Origin of the sequence: Vibrio sp. 10N.261.51.F11, assembly GCF_041471665.1 — a bacterium.
GTDB lineage: Bacteria > Pseudomonadota > Gammaproteobacteria > Enterobacterales > Vibrionaceae > Vibrio > Vibrio crassostreae_C.
The window spans coordinates 83,930-100,947 of sequence record NZ_JBFROW010000034.1 but is presented as its reverse complement, the minus strand read 5'-3'; the positions used below and the strand labels follow the sequence as shown (position 1 = coordinate 100,947).

Below are 17,018 nucleotides of genomic sequence, written 5' to 3'. Positions count from 1 at the left end.
TACTCATATAATCATTAGCTGTGTTGCTTAGGTTTTAGCGCTTTGGACATAGCCAGAACATCGATATTTAAAGGAAGCCCACTCCACCCTCTCCCTCTTTAAAATGCAGTAACTTCGGATTAGTTTTTATAATCCAAGTTATAGATTTTTATCTTGATCAACTTCACACTTTTTGATTGCTAAGCCCGCAATCAAGCTCTAATATCTCACGCCTAGATTCCCTGAAAACTTTATTCATTTGGCTCTCCTTTAATGGAGCGCTAAGGCTTTTTACGTCTTAATTTTTGGAGAGATACGCAAATGTCCGCCTCGTTTCCATTAGCGAAACTTACCTTTTTAATCGCTATTCTGACTGCCGTAGGTCAAATGACTCAAACGATGTACGTGCCTTCTATCGGTCATATGGCAGGTGAGTTCTTAGTTTCGGCATCTTCACTGCAGGCAGTGATGGCGTGTTACTTGATCCCTTATGGTCTGTCGCAATTTGTTTACGGCCCACTTTCAGATCGCCTAGGTCGTAAACCGATCATCGTGATTGGTTTGATCATCTACATCATCGGTACTTTGGTAGCATTGTTCGCTCACGAATATGAATGGTTCTTAGCGGGCAGCTTTATCCAAGGTTTGGGCATCGGTTGTGGTGGTGCGATGTCTCGTACATTGACTCGCGACTGTTTTGAAGGCGCAGAGCTGCACCGTGCAAACAGCTTGATTAGCATGTGTGTGATTTTCTCACCATTGATGGCTCCTGTACTGGGTGGTTACCTAACAGAAGTTTTCGGCTGGCGTTCTAGCTACTTATTCCTTGCGCTGTTTGGTATTGCTGTTGTGATCACTATGATGACGAGCATGATGGAAACACTGCCGAAAGAACGACGCAAGCATGAATCGGTTGCCAACAGCTACAAGTTCGTTCTGTCTGATAAACGTTTCCAAGGTTTCTTATTGGTATTAGTCGCAACCTTTGCTGGTGTAGCCGTATTTGAAGCAGCGGCAGGTGTGTTGCTTGGTGGCGTACTTGGCTTACCGGCAACCACAGTAAGCTTGCTGTTTGTCTTGCCTATTCCAGGTTACTTAGTCGGTGCAGGCTTATCTAGTTACATCGCACAACGTCGCTCTGAGCGCCGTGCATTGAATGTTGGTCTGGTTGCGATATTGGTAGGCTCAACAGTGGTATTGATACCGGGTCTGTTTGGTCAAACAACAGCATTAACTTTGATTGGCGGTGCCACAATTTACTTCTTGGGCGCTGGCATATTATTCCCAGCAGCAACAACAGGGGCACTTTCGCCATTCCCGTACCACGCTGGTACTGGAGGTGCGATTTTAGGTGGTATGCAAAACCTAGGTGCTGGCATCGCAACACTATTGGCATCGTTCTTCCCAGCTCAAGACCAACTGCCACTCGGTTGCCTGATGATTGCTATGTCATTCATCGCTATGCTTGGTTTACGTTGGGTTAATCGTAAACCTGACCACTCAAACGAAATGCCATTGGCTATTTAACGTAAAACTCGAATCTTGCTAAATAAAGGAAAGGGACATACTGAAAAGTGTGTCCCTTTTTGTTGCACATTTATTCCTTCCACTCTCACGTATCAGTAATTTCATTTAACATTGCTTTGATTTTTTGAAAACAATAACAGACACTTACGATGAAGGTGCATATCCAGAATCCAATTATAAATAATATCACTGGAAGAACACCAACGTACCTGAACTCTCACAACAAAGGATGCTGGCATTAAAACGAGTAAGGTACACACTAAGGATATACAGATGCGTATCGCTTTAACCACATTAGCCGTATCAATAGCGCTTGTCGCCGGATGCAGCAATCAAGGAATCTCAACCATGAACCACTACTCTCAATCACAGCTCGTCGCTCAGCAAACCCAAGCACCCGTTGCTAAGAAAGTCCCTCACGCAATGACGATTCATGGTGAAATCCGAATCGATGATTACTATTGGATGCGCGATGATGCACGCCAAGATCCAGAGATATTGCAACAACTTGAGCAAGAGAATCAGTACGCAGATACGGTGTTGAAACATACAGAAGCAGCACAAAAACAATTATTTGAAGAGATTAAAGGCCGAATCGCGAAAGACGACAATTCGGTACCGGTTCGCAAAGGCAGTTACTACTACTCGAATAAGGTCACAGGCGACAACGAATACCCAGTTCACCTGCGTGAAAAAAACTTTTTAGGCACAGACAAGCAAGTCATCTTAGATGTAAACGAGCTAGCAAAAGAGCATGAATTCTTCAGTATTGGTGGCTTAACGATCAGCCCAGACGAAAACTTGTTGGCCTATGGCGAAGATACGCTAAGCCGCCGCATTTACACCATCAAGATCAAAGACCTCACAACAGGTGAATACCTAAAAGATGAAATTGAAGGCGCTTCAAGTGCTATCGCGTGGCAAAACGACAACCAAGCCTTCTACTACATCAAAAAAAATCCACAAACATTGCTGGGTTATCAAGTTTACCGCCACGTGTTAGGCACAGCTCAGGCAAGCGATCAGTTAATCTACGAAGAAGCCGATAGCGCTTACTACACCTCTTTGAGTAAAAGCAAAGATGGAGAACAGGTCTACATTTGGCATTCGAGCACAGAAACCAGCGGTGTCTCAGTCATCGATGCCAACAACCCAAAGGCTACAGCTGAGGCTTTCTACCCAAAAGAGACCGGCATAGAGTACAGCATCGCTAAGCTAGGTGATTGGTATTACATCTACACCAACTACCAAGCGGTCAATTTCCGTTTAATGAAAGTCACAGCTGAAGAGATGCATGATCGCTCAAAATGGGTCGATGTCATCCCAGCAGACGATAATACTCAGCTTGTAGATTTCGAGTTGTTTGATGACCATCTTGTCTACGAGCAACGCGCGGATGGCTTGTCTACAGTGAAAGTTCGCCAACTCTCAACAGGCCACGAGTTTCCACTTGAATTTAACGACACCGCATTTGCCGCTTACCTAACGAGTAACTATGAATTAGATAACGCAAAAGTTCGTATCTATTACAGCAGCTTAACCACGCCAGGTACTTACTATGATTTCGACCTAAGTACAGGTGAATCCGAGCTCATGAAGCAAACACCCGTATTAGGTGATTTCGAAGCGGATAACTACCAATCAGAGCGAATCATGATTACGGCTCGCGATGGTAAGCAAGTTCCTGTCTCTTTGGTTTATCGTAAAGACTTATTTAAGAAAGACGGCACTAACCCAATCTACCAATACGGCTATGGGTCTTACGGCTCTACGATTGAACCTACCTTCAGCTCAACTCGCCTAAGCCTACTGGATAGAGGTTTTGTTTATGCCATCGCACATGTCCGCGGTTCAGAAATGCTTGGTCGCCCTTGGTATGAAGATGGCAAAAAACTGACCAAACAAAACACGTTCAACGACTTTATTGATGTAACCAAAGAGCTTGTTGAAGAAGGCTACGGCGCGAAAGATAAAGTGTTCGCCGTTGGGGGGTCTGCTGGCGGTCTATTGATGGGAGCAATCATCAACCAAGCACCAGAACTGTACCGTGGTATTGGTGCACATGTTCCGTTTGTAGACATTGTGACAACCATGCTCGATGAATCGATTCCTCTAACCACCAATGAGTATGACGAATGGGGTAACCCGAACGATAAAGCCTACTACGATTACATGCTGGGGTACTCACCGTACGACAACATTAAGGTACAAAACTACCCGAACATGTTGGTAACGACAGGCCTGCATGACTCACAGGTGCAGTACTTTGAGCCAATGAAATGGGTTGCGAAGCTGCGTGAAATGAAAACAGACAACAACGTATTGCTGTTCAAAACCGATATGGAAGCCGGTCACGGTGGCGCTTCTGGCCGATTTAAACGATTAAAAGAAGACGCACTTGAATACGCGTTCTTTTTGGATTTACTTAAGACTCAATAGATTCTACGTAACTGTAAGTATTCACATCATTTAATGTCGCCATTTTGTCTCTACAAAGTGGCGACAGAAATTATTAAGCATGGTTAAATACGATGAACCATGAAATCCACCAAATCAAAAACCTTTAAAAACAAGCAGTGACAAAGGTTTACGAGAGGTATAAAAACAAATGAAAGTAATTAGCTTCAACATCAACGGTCTTAGAGCCCGCCTTCACCAACTGCAAGCTATTATCGACAAACACCAACCCGACGTGATTGGTCTGCAAGAGATAAAAGTGCACGATGAAGCCTTCCCAATTGCTGATGTTGAAGCAATGGGCTATAAGGTTTACTTCCACGGTCAAAAAGCCCACTACGGTGTGGCAATGTTGTGTAAGCAAGAGCCTATTTCTGTGCAGAAGGGTTTCCCAACAGATAATGAAGACCATCAAAAACGCATGATCATGGCGACGTTTGAAGATGAAAATGGTGAAAAGGTTACCGTGCTAAATGGCTACTTCCCTCAAGGGGATAACATCAAGCATGAAACAAAATACCCGTACAAACGCCAGTTCTATAAAGACTTAATGACTTACTTAAACGATTATCACAACAAAGATGAGCAAGTGATTGTGATGGGCGACATTAATATCAGCCCTATCGACGCAGACATCGGCATTGGTGAACCTAATGCGAAACGTTGGTTAAAAACTGGTAAATGTTCTTTCCAACCAGAAGAGCGCGAATGGTTGAAAACATTGATGGATTGGGGCTTTGTAGACAGCTTCCGCTTGCTGCACCCTGAAGTGAATGATCAATACTCGTGGTTTGATTACCGCTCAAAAGGCTTCGTAGACAACCGCGGCCTGCGTATTGATGTAGTCCTAGCGACTCAAAAGCTTGCCGATAAGTGTACTGAAGCTGGCATCGATTACGAGCTACGCGGCATTGAAAAACCGTCAGATCACGCTCCGATTTGGTCGACGTTTAAATAAAATCCAAATTAAATTTCAAATCAAAAATGCACAAGCTTTTGTTTAGCTTGTGCATTTTTTTTACTTAGCTCAAATCCACTCAAAAAGCTTGAGATAGTTCACATTCTCGCCACTGCCCATCTATACTATTTGGACAACCAATGGAGAGAGTTTTGTATGGACGCAAAGCCTTGGGCCGGTATAAATCCAATTAATCTGCGTAGTTTACTTCCGATGATGGTGGTCAGCGGAGCGATCAGCGTATTGATGTTAGTCGTTCCCTTATTCAGCCTTCAAGTGTTTGATCGAGTCCTCTCAAGTCAAAGTTTAGATACGCTTCTATTCTTGGCTTTCATTGCTGTGTTCCTACTTACAGCCCAAGCGTTCCTTGACGCGTCTAGAGCCAAGTATGCACAAAAGAAAGCGATCAAATTTGAATTTATCGCGTCTCAGCAGCTATTTGAACAAACCTCCTTCTCATCGAAATCAAAAGAAAAACATCTGTTCAACGATATAAGTGAGGTAAAGAGCCTACTCTCTTCTCCAGCCTACTTTGTCATGTTTGATCTGCCATTCACTCCCCTTTTTCTTATTATTATGTTTGCGATTCATCCATATATAGGATTAGTCGGTGTGGGTGCCGTTGTTTTTATTCTCATGACAACATTGTTTTCTCATTGGGTTAAATCTAAGCACTTTAAAACCACTTACTTAAGCCAGCTCGCAACACAAAGAAAAAACGACGAGTGCTTTCAAAAACACGCCACGATCTTTAGCCAACATCAACAACAAGGTTTAAGTCAGACCTACCAAGAAATATTGGCGGAGAAGAGCTGGTCTCGAAGCCATTTAGATCAAGCCACCTGTTCACTGAGTGCATTTTCTCGTTACATACGTATGGTCCTTCAACTCATCATCATGGCTGTCGGAGCAAGTCTAGTCATTCAAAATGCCATGTCTGCTGGTGGAATGATTGCGGGTTCAATCCTAATGGCGAGAGCACTCCAGCCAATTGAGATGCTCTCTAGTGGTATTCAAGCATGGAAAACTGGTTTGGATGCAAACAAACGCTTAGCTAAGGAATTTGCTTCTCATACTAAACATACCGAGCGAACCGAGTTGGAAACAATTAAAGGTGATCTGGTCATCGACAACGTCACATGGTTCGCGTCTGAAAAACTTAACAAGCCGACTCTTAATGGTTTGAAGCTAAGACTGGAATCAGGAAATCGAGTCGCATTGATAGGCCCTAGCGGGTCAGGTAAGTCTTCCATCTGCAAAATGATCACTAACGGCATATCGCCCTCAAAAGGTGGCATTTCTATCGATGGACTCAATGTTGAGTTGTGGAATCTGAATCAGTTCAAACACACCGTCGGTTATGTTCCTCAGCACATCGACTTTTTACATGGCACTGTCAAACAAAATATCGCCCGATTTGATTCCAACGTTACGGATAGCCAAATCGTCAGATCCGCTATTCAAGCCGGTGTGCATGATGCTGTTGTCGCCTTACCGAATGGATATGAAACGATTATCGGTTCTTTTGGTCATCAGTTATCTGGTGGACAAGCCCAGAAACTTGCCATCGCAAGAGCATTGGTTTTCTCACCTAAGCTACTCGTGCTTGATGAGCCTGATTCCCATCTCGACAAAGAAGGCGAAGAGTTTCTTGTTTCGCTATTACAATTGGCGAAAGAGAAATCCATTTCTGTCGTGATGGTAACGCATAACCCAAGCTTACTCAGACATGTCGATTGGGTTGTTGAATTGAAAAACGGCCAGATAACGCAAGCAGGCGAAGCGAGTAAAGTTGTCCGGTCGCTCTTCAATGTCGCTTCCTCGGAGGTGTCGAATGGCTAGTATTCATCATGACGATAAAGGTATTCACTTCGACGATGGTAGAAAACTGATCTTTTCTACATTCAAAATACAGGTGTTCATCTGGGTAGTTCTTGTGACTACTCTTGGTGGCTTTGCTGCTTGGGCATACCTAGCCCCGCTTTCTTCTGCTGCCATTGCGCCAGGCGTGATTATCGTAGAATCAAAGCGAAAACCCATTCAGCACTTAGAAGGCGGGATTGTAGAAATCGTCCATGTTTCTGACGGCGACCATGTTCAAAAAGACGAACTGCTCATCACGTTAAGTCACACACAAGCTCAAGCATCGCTTCTAAGGCTAAGAGCTCAGTGGCAAAGTGATTTAGCGCGGCTGAACCGCTTACAATCAGAGTTAGCGAGTCATCAAGAAATTCAATTTGATATGAGATTACTCTCCCTTATGAGTGACCCAAACGTATCAAGCTTACTTGATACGCAGAGTAAACTTTTCAGCAAAAGACAATCGTTAAAATCCGGTGAATCCGATGTGTTACAGCAAAAAGTCGAGCAATCAAAACTTGATCTGCAAGGCTTCCAACAACGATTCTTAGCCGGAAATCGAAGCCTGAAGTATTTAGAAGAACAGGTACAAATGCACCAAGATTTGCTTGTTTCCGGTAACACATCCAAATCTCGCTTATTGGATTTACAGCGAGAACGCTCTCAATTACAAGGTAACGTTGCTGACCTCAAAGCTAGAATCGGACACGCCAAGCGCACCATCGCCGAAGCGAAATTAGAGCTGATCAACGCGGATTATACTTACGCCAAAACGCTCGGCGAAGAGATACAAGATTTAGAACGAAAGCTGAATGAAACCAGAGAAGCTATGGTCAATGCTCAAGATATTCTTACCCGGGTTGAAATAAGAGCACCTCAAAGTGGTGTGGTGGTTGGACTTAATGTGGTCTCCGAAAATGCCATTGTTCCACCCGGTGAAACCTTAATGGAATTGGTTCCGCAAAATGACGAGTTGATTGTAGAAGCGTTAGTCAAGCCAGAAGACATTGAAGCCTTACGAATTGGGTTGGATACCCAAGTAAGACTGACCGCATACAGTTTCCGTAAAACACCACCGATTCGTGGAAAGTTAGTCCATATTTCGGCTGACCGCATTAGCGATCAAGCCACAGGATCTTCTGCTTACTTAGCGAGAGTATCGTTAGATAAGTCTGAGCTAGAAGCATTAGAAAACATCTCATTGTATCCGGGCATGCCCGCAGAAGTGATGATTTTACTTGAGCAACAAACACCGCTCGAGTATCTACTCAATCCACTCTCTGTGAGCGCCTATAAGGCAATGAGAGAAATTTAACCAAGCGCGAGAAGAAAAAGCCAAACTCATCGTGAGGTGAGGACGGAAAGCCGCAGATCTCAAGGATGAAGCGAGATGGCTGGGCTGCCTCTATGTATCGAATGATATATGAGGAAAAAACGATGGCAGAAGTAACCAATACAGCAGCAGGACTGAAAAGTAATGGTAGCAATGATACCAATATACTAGTAGATGGTCCTAACCTCCCCACCCCAGAATCTAGAGATGTCAACAATGACCTTTCTAACCTCAGCGGCGATAACCTCGAAGTACGAGCCGGTAAAGGCGACGACATTGTGCATGCCGGCAGCGGCGATGACTTTATCGCTGCTGGACGTGGATCGGACACAATTAAAGCAGGTGCCGGAAACGATGTGGTTGAAGCTTGGAATCATTCGCTCAATGCTGGTGATGAAGCCGGCGTTAACCGCGATTTAAGCGCGGCACGCGATAAAGATTTAGAAGCGCTAGGAGAAGAGTGTGTTGACGACATTGTGGTTGCAGGTGCCGGTGATGATTATGTTGAAGGCGGTGCGAACAATGACATTATTTATGGTGACAGAGGCGCTGGTGCAGAATTTGGCGAAAACCTAATCAGCGATGGTGATTTTGAAGATTTTGACCTTGGCAATACATGGGGAACAGCGCCAAGCGCCGGTGCATGGAACGCCGAGGTTGGCAGTATCGAGATTCAAGAACAACTGCATGGCGGTGTCCCAGCTGATGGTTACGGGACTGATATCGCCAGTGGTCACTTCCTAGAATTAGACTCGCATGGCGCGAATTCAAATTCAACCGTCTCCCAAACATTTACGGTCGATGACGACGGTATATATCAACTCGATTTTTCCTACGCTTTCCGTAATAAAGGAGGCGATAGTACCACCGCTCCTTTCACAGTCCAAATAATGGCGGGCACCGACGTTGTATTCGAGAAGTCTTTCCAAGACATTGACGGCGTAGATGATGATTGGGATCTGTTTAGCGAAGATGTCGATCTCTCTTCAGGAAATTACTCACTCAATTTTATTGCCGACGGTGCAGAAGATACCTTTGGGGCTCTGATTGACAATGTGTCATTGAAGCAAGTACTGCATAACGATGTGCTAATCGGTGATAACGGGCCAGACGCTGCAAATGAAGGCGCTGCTGGGAACGATTTGATTCGAGGCGGTAAAGGGAATGACGTAATTATCGGCGATAACTTTGAAGCGCTGTCGTTTAACGAAGGAACCGGCGAGTTTGAATTAGCAGATCCAACGACATCCGTCGACCTATCAGCAAATTCAACCGCCTACAACGCTGATGGTTCTGTCGGCACCGTTGATACAGGTAATGCAAGCTCTGGCGGTACAGGTTATGGGGTAGATGGCGCAGCAGAGGCTGGCGTGCTTGCTCAAATTGGCTTCAGCTACGACGGCGTTACCGGTGAAGGTGCATCAGAGATGTTTTCCGTCAGCTTAGACGAACATACAATGATTGCTAAAGTCGGCATTTCCAACCTCTACTTAAATGAAGGCGACAATGGCGTAGATGAGGCAGGCCATTGGGCAGCATATCGGGAAGGTATTCTGGTCGCTGAGGGCGATTTCATTGCGAGCGATTTAGCGGATGGCAATAACAACAGCGGTTATCTAAACATCGGTCCTGATGACACTGGCTTTAAAGCCTTTGATGAACTTCAGTTTACTGCCGTTGGTCCTGCATTTGACAAAAACGGAAACGCTAATGCCGATTCAAGTGACTACTACGTCACTTCTGTTACCACCGATGGCCTAACGGGTGACGGAACCGATATATTGCGCGGTGGTCGTGGGGACGATGTCATTCTTGGTGGTGACAACGCCAAAGGTGGCATACCTGAACTCGATCCTGAGACGGGTTACTACGATGTAAGTAGCTTCAGAGGGACTATTGACGTCACTATGGAAGGCACCGAAGCGGGCTTCGAAAATTCGTTTGGTTACTTCACAAAAGACAGTGAAGGCAATGTAAACGCTGAAGTCATTTGGGGGAATGTGAAAGATCACCTTCCAAACTCTGAAGCTGGCAACAGCTTTAGTCTCGATTTGGGGCACTGTGATGATTGCGTTGATACGCTCGGGTTCTTCATTATCCCAGATGGCGGGAATGACGGTTTCGTCTCAGGCGAAAGTATCGCAATTGACTTAAACACTCAACAAGCGACCAGCTCTAACAATAGTGACCACCCCTTCTTGCTGGGCGTACAAGATTTAGTCGGTAGTAACGGCAACCTTACCTTAGATGTTAGCGGCATTAACAACTTCAATCCGGGTACAGAACTCGGAAATCAGTTCTGGAATGACAACCCTGGCGGTGATGGTGACTTCGATGATGTGGTAACCACCGTTGAAATCGACGACCAACCAGAGCAATTGTTTGGTGGTAAAGGCGATGATTGGCTTGATGGCGGAGACGGAATCGACCATATCAAAGGCGGTAAAGGCGATGACATCATCATTGGTGGTGGTGGTGCAGACGAAATCCGTGCTGGTAAAGGCAACGATACAGTAGCCTTTGATGCAGAGGATACTCTAATTCATGGTGGTAAAGGGTTCGATGTACTGGTCGCCAATGACCCTGGTGGTGTCGATATCGACATGTCGAAGGGGTCAAACATCAATGGGTTTGAAGCAGTCATAGGGGGAGACTCAGCTAATGACAAACTGACTATTTCTCTAGGTAAAACCTTCAATCAAAACCATGACCTTGATGGTAATAGAGCAAAGAACGACGACCAAGTTGCTGAATTCTTTGCTTTAGGAATTGAAGATATCGACGCAAGTCATCTTCAAGGATTCCAATACCAAACCGCAACATCAGTGACGCTAGACCAAGATATGCAAGATAAACTTGGACTCGATGGAACTGAAACGATTACCGCTTATAGCTTCACCAAAGGAGGCAAAGAAGTCATCATCTACACTGATGCATCCTTTGATGGTGATTTCATTGGCGTTAATGAAGTTTAATTGCTTTTTGAACTAGTAAATCAGAAACAAAGTTAAAGGACTTATTGCTTGTGTAATAAGTCCTTTTTGCTTCAAAGAGCTACTCAACTAATTCCTATACAAACCCTAAATAAGAACGGCGCTCAATGAGCGCCGTTTTGTTAACTGTGTGAATACCGTGCAATTAGCTAAGGGGTCTTAGATAAGCAAGGAAACGCTTCTCTGCGAATTTGAAAATCGCGATGATGATGAACGTTAGTGCCATGTAGAACAGACCTGCCGTTAGGAAAGACTCGAATGGAGCGTAGTAACGTGAGTTAACCAAACGTGCTGCACCGGTTAAGTCCATAATGGTTACGATACCCGCTACCGCAGAGCCGTGAAGCATGAAGATAACTTCGTTACTGTAAGCCGGTAATGCACGACGTAGAGCACTTGGTAAGATGATACGACGGTAAGTCTTAGGTGTGCTCATGCCGTAAGCTTTTGCTGCTTCCACTTCACCTTTCGGTAAGCCATTAATCGCACCGCGAATGATCTCAGCAGTATAAGCTGACGTGTTAAGAATGAATGCCACCAAAGCACAGAACCACGCGTTTTCCCATAATGTGTCTTTCACTGGGAAGAATTGGTCCATACCGTAGTAAATCAGGTACAGCTGAACCAGTAATGGCGTACCACGGAAGAAATAGATAAATGACCAAGCCGGAGCATTAATCAGCATATTTGGACTGTTACGAGCGATAGCTAGTGGTATGGCGACGAATAAGCCAATGATCAAAGCAACGCAAACCATCCAAGCCGTTGTCCATAAACCACCAAGGTAAATCGGCAGGCTTTCAATTATCAATGAAAAGTCCATAACTACCTCGCGTGGATACTGAATTTACGTTCAACCAGCTTAAGTAAGCCCGTTGAAACACTGGTGAAGAATAAGAAGATAATCGCCACAGTCATGTAGAAAGTGAATGGCATTTTGGTTGAACCCGCCGCCAGTGCACTAACACGTACCATGTCTTCTAGGCCAATAATCGAAACCAGCGCAGTGGTTTTAAGTAATACCAGCCAGTTATTCCCAAAACCCGGTAATGCGTGACGAATCATCTGCGGTAGCAGTATGCGGTGAAACGCCTTTACAGGGCTCATACCATAAGCTTTTGCCGCTTCCATTTCACCGCTGTCGACAGCCATGATGGCACCACGGAACGTTTCTGCCATATAGGCACCGAAAATAAAGCCTATGGTTAAGACACCAGCAACAAATGGGCTGACATCAATATAATCAGGTAAGTAAGCGGTCCATTCGTGGTTAGGATCACTGGATGCAAACCACTCGTTGAGCCACTCGTTGATGGAATACAAACTGTTGTTTAAAAGGATTTGTCCACCAAAGAAAATCAGCATCATCAGTACGAGATCTGGAATGCCTCGAATGACGGTTGTGTAGAGGGTTGCAATAGCACGAGCCCAGCGATAAGGCGCGAGTTTTGCTAAGGCACCTAGCATACCAAGAACCATAGCTAAAATTAGCGACAGCAAGGCAACTTCGATTGTGAGCACCGCCCCTTTCAGGATCGACGCTTCATATCCTTGTAAATCAAACATAATGGATTCCAACAGAACTGCGAAAAAGTTGGTAAGACAGGGAGAGGAGAACCTCTCCCTTAAGAATTGACGCTAAAGATTACTGACCGTATACGTCGTAGTTGAAGTATTTAGCCGCGATATCTTGGTAGATGCCTTTTTCACGTAGTGAAAGGATTGCCGCATCTAATTGCTTAGTCAGATCTTTGTCTTGCTTACGAACAGCAATACCCATACCTTCACCGAACCACTTAGGATCCGTTAGAGAGGGGCCAACAAACTCGTAGTCTTCACCACCAGCTTTGTTCAGCACGCCTTCTTCTAGAGCAGATGCATCACCTAGTACAGCAGCAACACGACCGTTTGCTAGATCAAGGTAAGCTTCGTCGAATGAACCGTAACGAACGATCTCTACTGTATCGCCGTAGTTGTCTGTTAGGTATTTATCGTGAGTTGTTGCACGTTGAACTGCAATCTTTTGACCGCTTAGATCATCAAAGTTAAGGCCTGCACCTTTCTTAGCGATGAACTTGTTTGGGATAAGTGCGTATTTACCAGTGAAGTCGATTTTTTTCTTACGCTCTTCCGTGATAGACATTGCCGCGATGATCGCATCATATTTACGAGCAAGTAGAGAAGGAATGATACCATCCCAGTCTTGTGCAACGATCTTACACTGCACCTGCATTTCAGTACAAAGTGCGTTAGCCATATCGACATCGAAGCCTTTCAGTGACCCGTCAGCTTCTGTCCAGCTAAATGGAGGGTAAGCACCTTCAATACCAAAGCGTACTGTTTTCCATTCTTTTGCTTGAGCTACGCCCGTTGCAGCAGTTGCAGCAAGTGCCGCGACTAATAACCACTTTTTCATATCCCTACTCCTGTGATTTAGGTTTTTATGTTTTGCTAGTTTTAATATTGTGTTTGTTGTTGCTTATTAACTTACTTGTTGTGTTTTATTGTTCACACCGTCGCTGTTTACCGTTGGCAACGGCGTTTCAATTCTGATTAGTAAATCGATGAGATAAATTGTTGTAAACGTTCAGATTCAGGTTCCGTAAACAGTTTAGCTGGATCGCCCTGTTCTTCCACTAGACCTTGGTGCAGGAACATCACATGGTTTGATACGTCACGAGCAAAAGCCATTTCATGTGTTACCACAAGCATGGTTCTTCCTTCTTCTGCTAGATCTCGCATTACACCAAGCACTTCGCCTACTAACTCAGGGTCTAATGCCGATGTAGGTTCATCAAACAGCATAACTTCCGGATCAACCGCTAGCGCTCGCGCAATAGCAGCACGCTGTTGTTGGCCGCCAGACAAATGACCCGGGTAGTAATCTTTACGCTCATACAGGCCGACTTTCTTCAGTAGTAGCTCTGCATTTTCAATCGCTTGTGCTTTAGGTACACCTAAGACGTGAACAGGCGCTTCGATAACATTTTCAAGAACGGTCAGGTGAGACCACAGATTGAAACCCTGAAAAACCATCGCCAGACGAGAGCGGATTCGCTGTACTTGTTTTTCATTGGCAGGAACAGAAACACCTTGGCGGTTGTTTTTCATTTGAATTAATTCGCCATTAACCCAAATCTCGCCTGCAGTAGGTGTCTCTAAAAGATTGATACATCTAAGGAAAGTACTCTTACCCGACCCTGAAGATCCGATAATCGATACTACATCGCCTTTATGCGCAGAAAGTGAAATTCCCTTTAAAACTTCATTTTGACCAAACGTTTTGTGTAGATCCTTTATGTCCAGCGCTGGTACATCTTTCATGCGCTTTCTCTCCCAAGTTTGTGAAAATGCAAGGTACTCCGACCTTTTCATGCGATACAAACTAGCACCACACGAAACAACATGCAACAAATTATTAACCTGATAAATGGGCATAAATAGCGATTCACTCTGACTTATTATGCAAAAGGTAGCGTTTTCGCCTCAATTTAATGAATGAGTTCTATCAATAAGCTGCAATTACACCCCTTACATTGTTTAAATAAAGTTAATCAAAATGAGATTCACGTAGCTTGATGTCTCACAAGAAAAACAAGTTTTGTGAACTTAGATACGCCGAGATCTGCAAAATATAATCTGCACGCTCAACACTACATACACACCGTAAGGCACAATTATTTTAAGGTTATTACATTGTAAGCATTTCACTCGGAACAGTTGGGAAGCAAGTAATAGTGAAATAACTCAGTAAGAATTGAGTATTGAACTCGAGCCATGACGACAAAGGCTCGAAGAAGATAGGTAAACGTCAATTTGTGAAAACTAATTACACGATTCATCAATGGGAAGTTAATGAATCGCTGCGTTTTGTAGCTTTCTTTCACATATACTCATAAAGTGATCAAGATCAATCACCCTAAAGGGTAAGCTTGTTAGACTCCTCAGCAAAGAATAAGGCATTAAAAATGCCAAACATTTCTTTTAACTTAGCTGCATAAAGCACAGCAAAACCGTGCAACATAATGTTAATGAGTTATAACTAAGAAATAACGCAATTACGCGAACTTATAGAATTCAATTTTAGAATTACTAACAAAAAATATGAGGAATCTATGTCAGACGTTGTCAATAATGCGAACTCTGAAGTAGAAGAGAAAAGCTATAAAGAGCTACACCGTCCTGCTTCTGAATTTGAGAGCCGCTCAGATTATCTAGATCACGAACTTCAAATCATGAAGCCTCGCCGCTTCGGTTTAAACCTTCCAGGTCGTGACTTCCGCTTTGAACTTGAAGATCTTGTTCCTGCACTTGCTGGTACTATTGGTATCATTGCGATGTACTCTGCAGTAATGATGTCGTGGGCTGATGGCCTAACTCAAGCTTGGGATCACGTAAACCTAGGTAAAGACTTCGCAATTGAAGTCGCTCGTGTAGAAATGCTTATTCCTGCACTACTGTTTTGTATCCTTGCTTCTGGTTTCTTTAACCCTAAAGCAAACCTTGCCGGCAACCACGGCCCAATGATCCCTCTTATCGGTACCATCGCTCTCGCTGGTGCTCACCCTCTTGCATTGGCCATCCTGATCGGTGTGTTCGGTCTCATCCTAAGTTTCCTAAAAGGCGGATCTAAACTTGTTAACCTAACTTCTGAAGGTACAGCAGGTGGCTTGCTCATATTCTTAGGCTTAACCGGTACCATGAGCCAAATCAACTCAATTCAAGAGTGGGCGGTTGGTCTTCAATCTTCTACCGTTGAAGCGGGCAGCATGGGTTACGTTGGTTTAATCGTTCTTGCTATTACTATTGCTATCTACGCTTTCTTAGCAAAAGTGAACAAGCGTTGGTTAGCTATCCCTGTTTGTGCATTCACAGGCCTTGCTATTGCATTAGTTCTAGGTGCTGGTTTCGACATCGTATTCGAAACTGAAATGGGTATTCCAAACCTAAACCCAGTTTACTGGTGGGGTTCTACTTCAGAAGGTTGGATGCTTGGCTTGCCAAACGTTGAACACTTCATCGCATCTCTACCATTTGCAATCCTTGCTGTAGCAATGTGGTCTCCTGACTTCCTAGGTCACCGTATCTTCCAAGAACTGAACTACCCTAAACGCTCTGAAAAAGTTCTGATGGATGTTGATGACACAATGACTATGTGTTCTGTTCGTCAAATGGTAGGTACTGCAGTTGGTGGTGGTAACATCACATCTTCTTGGGGTACTTACATGATCCCAGCAGCAATCGCGAAACGTCCAATCCCTGGCGGCGCAATCTTGCTTGGTTCTCTATGTATTATTGTTGCGATTCTTGGTTTCCCGATGGACGTAGCAGTATGGCCACCAGTGATGCGTGTTGCGCTACTTGTAGGTGTATCTCTACCTCTACTTGAAGCAGGTATGCAAATGGTTAAGGATTCAAAAGATTCTCAAGCGGCTGGTATCTGTATCTTTGGTTCAGCGGTTGTTAACCCAGTATTAGCATGGGCACTAACTATGCTTCTTGATAATAATGGTCTAATTGGTGATAAAGAGCGTGCAAAGCGTCTATCATTTGTAGATAAGATTGTTATCCCTGTTGGCGTTTTAGTTATCTGTCTAGTGGCAATGCTTGCAGTTGGTATGCTAGAAGGTCAGTATGGTCTAAAAGCTTGGCTATAATAGTCCTTACTACACAAAAGTAGTATTAGGATTAAAAAAAAGTTTGGGTGGCAACCCCTGCCACTCAAATTTTTTCAACTTTTTTTGGCATTTATTGATTTAGTTTAAGGTTTGCAGAAATTTTTTAGCGTAGTCTTGAATACATAGAGTAAAGACAACATATAAAAGGTAGTGACAATATATATAACCATATGATGCTTATATGCTCATATATATTGTTATTAATAAGAGTGTACTACCCTTACGAGGGGCGC

Annotated in this window: 11 protein-coding genes and 1 riboswitch; of the genes, 7 read left to right on the top strand and 4 right to left on the bottom strand. The window is 44.1% G+C overall.

Annotated features, from left to right (window positions below; genetic code table 11):
• Nucleotides 1–300: 300 nt before the first annotated feature.
• The 6 genes from emrD to AB4351_RS11945 all read left to right on the top strand — a co-directional run bounded on the left by emrD (nucleotide 301) and on the right by AB4351_RS11945 (nucleotide 11,089).
• Entirely contained in the window at nucleotides 301–1,506 is a 1,206-nt protein-coding gene (gene emrD, locus AB4351_RS11970; RefSeq protein ID WP_017065927.1) for a multidrug efflux MFS transporter EmrD, read from the top strand.
• A gap of 348 nt (nucleotides 1,507–1,854) precedes the next feature.
• Nucleotides 1,855–3,945, top strand: coding sequence for a S9 family peptidase (locus AB4351_RS11965; RefSeq protein ID WP_372126140.1), 2,091 nt, complete (start codon nucleotides 1,855–1,857; stop codon nucleotides 3,943–3,945).
• A gap of 169 nt (nucleotides 3,946–4,114) precedes the next feature.
• Entirely contained in the window at nucleotides 4,115–4,921 is an 807-nt protein-coding gene (gene xthA, locus AB4351_RS11960) for an exodeoxyribonuclease III (protein WP_010437369.1), read from the top strand.
• A 156-nt stretch (nucleotides 4,922–5,077) separates the two neighbouring features.
• A complete protein-coding gene (locus AB4351_RS11955) occupies nucleotides 5,078–6,763 on the top strand; it encodes a type I secretion system permease/ATPase (protein ID WP_372126108.1) in 1,686 nt (561 codons plus the stop codon).
• Entirely contained in the window at nucleotides 6,756–8,096 is a 1,341-nt protein-coding gene (locus AB4351_RS11950; RefSeq protein WP_017062121.1) for an HlyD family type I secretion periplasmic adaptor subunit, read from the top strand. The genes AB4351_RS11955 and AB4351_RS11950 overlap by 8 nt, the downstream gene beginning before the upstream one ends.
• Nucleotides 8,097–8,105: 9 nt before the next feature.
• Nucleotides 8,106–8,188, top strand: a riboswitch (cyclic di-GMP riboswitch).
• Nucleotides 8,189–8,218: 30 nt separating this feature from the next.
• Nucleotides 8,219–11,089, top strand: coding sequence for a hypothetical protein (locus AB4351_RS11945; RefSeq protein ID WP_017062122.1), 2,871 nt, complete (start codon nucleotides 8,219–8,221; stop codon nucleotides 11,087–11,089).
• 163 nt (nucleotides 11,090–11,252) lie between these two features.
• Here the strand turns inward: AB4351_RS11945 and AB4351_RS11940 are convergent, their stop codons facing one another.
• From AB4351_RS11940 to AB4351_RS11925, 4 genes are all read right to left on the bottom strand, one after another.
• Nucleotides 11,253–11,930: an ABC transporter permease gene (locus AB4351_RS11940; RefSeq protein ID WP_017062123.1), complete on the bottom strand. Its 678-nt coding sequence runs from the start codon at nucleotides 11,928–11,930 to the stop codon at nucleotides 11,253–11,255.
• Nucleotides 11,931–11,932: 2 nt separating this feature from the next.
• Nucleotides 11,933–12,673, bottom strand: a complete 741-nt coding sequence (locus tag AB4351_RS11935; protein ID WP_017062124.1) for an ABC transporter permease — start codon at nucleotides 12,671–12,673, stop codon at nucleotides 11,933–11,935.
• 79 nt (nucleotides 12,674–12,752) lie between these two features.
• Nucleotides 12,753–13,523 carry an ABC transporter substrate-binding protein gene (locus AB4351_RS11930; RefSeq protein ID WP_017062125.1) on the bottom strand — a complete coding sequence of 257 codons (771 nt, stop codon included), beginning with the start codon at nucleotides 13,521–13,523 and terminating at the stop codon, nucleotides 12,753–12,755.
• 137 nt (nucleotides 13,524–13,660) lie between these two features.
• Complete coding sequence (locus AB4351_RS11925; protein WP_004736532.1) at nucleotides 13,661–14,431, bottom strand: ABC transporter ATP-binding protein; 771 nt, start codon at nucleotides 14,429–14,431, stop codon at nucleotides 13,661–13,663.
• 791 nt (nucleotides 14,432–15,222) lie between these two features.
• Between AB4351_RS11925 and AB4351_RS11920 the strand changes: the two genes are divergently transcribed.
• Nucleotides 15,223–16,764, top strand: coding sequence for a DUF3360 family protein (locus AB4351_RS11920; RefSeq protein ID WP_372051810.1), 1,542 nt, complete (start codon nucleotides 15,223–15,225; stop codon nucleotides 16,762–16,764).
• Nucleotides 16,765–17,018 lie beyond the last annotated feature (254 nt).

Excerpts from the sequence above, each read along its gene's own strand:
- emrD (WP_017065927.1), top strand. The coding sequence starts at position 301 with ATGTCCGCCTCGTTTCCATTAGCGAAACTTACCTTTTTAATCGCTATT.
- AB4351_RS11965 (WP_372126140.1), top strand. The coding sequence starts at position 1,855 with ATGAACCACTACTCTCAATCACAGCTCGTCGCTCAGCAAACCCAAGCA.
- xthA (WP_010437369.1), top strand. The coding sequence starts at position 4,115 with ATGAAAGTAATTAGCTTCAACATCAACGGTCTTAGAGCCCGCCTTCAC.
- AB4351_RS11955 (WP_372126108.1), top strand. The coding sequence starts at position 5,078 with ATGGACGCAAAGCCTTGGGCCGGTATAAATCCAATTAATCTGCGTAGT.
- AB4351_RS11950 (WP_017062121.1), top strand. The coding sequence starts at position 6,756 with ATGGCTAGTATTCATCATGACGATAAAGGTATTCACTTCGACGATGGT.
- AB4351_RS11945 (WP_017062122.1), top strand. The coding sequence starts at position 8,219 with ATGGCAGAAGTAACCAATACAGCAGCAGGACTGAAAAGTAATGGTAGC.
- AB4351_RS11940 (WP_017062123.1), bottom strand. The coding sequence starts at position 11,930 with ATGGACTTTTCATTGATAATTGAAAGCCTGCCGATTTACCTTGGTGGT.
- AB4351_RS11935 (WP_017062124.1), bottom strand. The coding sequence starts at position 12,673 with ATGTTTGATTTACAAGGATATGAAGCGTCGATCCTGAAAGGGGCGGTG.
- AB4351_RS11930 (WP_017062125.1), bottom strand. The coding sequence starts at position 13,523 with ATGAAAAAGTGGTTATTAGTCGCGGCACTTGCTGCAACTGCTGCAACG.
- AB4351_RS11925 (WP_004736532.1), bottom strand. The coding sequence starts at position 14,431 with ATGAAAGATGTACCAGCGCTGGACATAAAGGATCTACACAAAACGTTT.
- AB4351_RS11920 (WP_372051810.1), top strand. The coding sequence starts at position 15,223 with ATGTCAGACGTTGTCAATAATGCGAACTCTGAAGTAGAAGAGAAAAGC.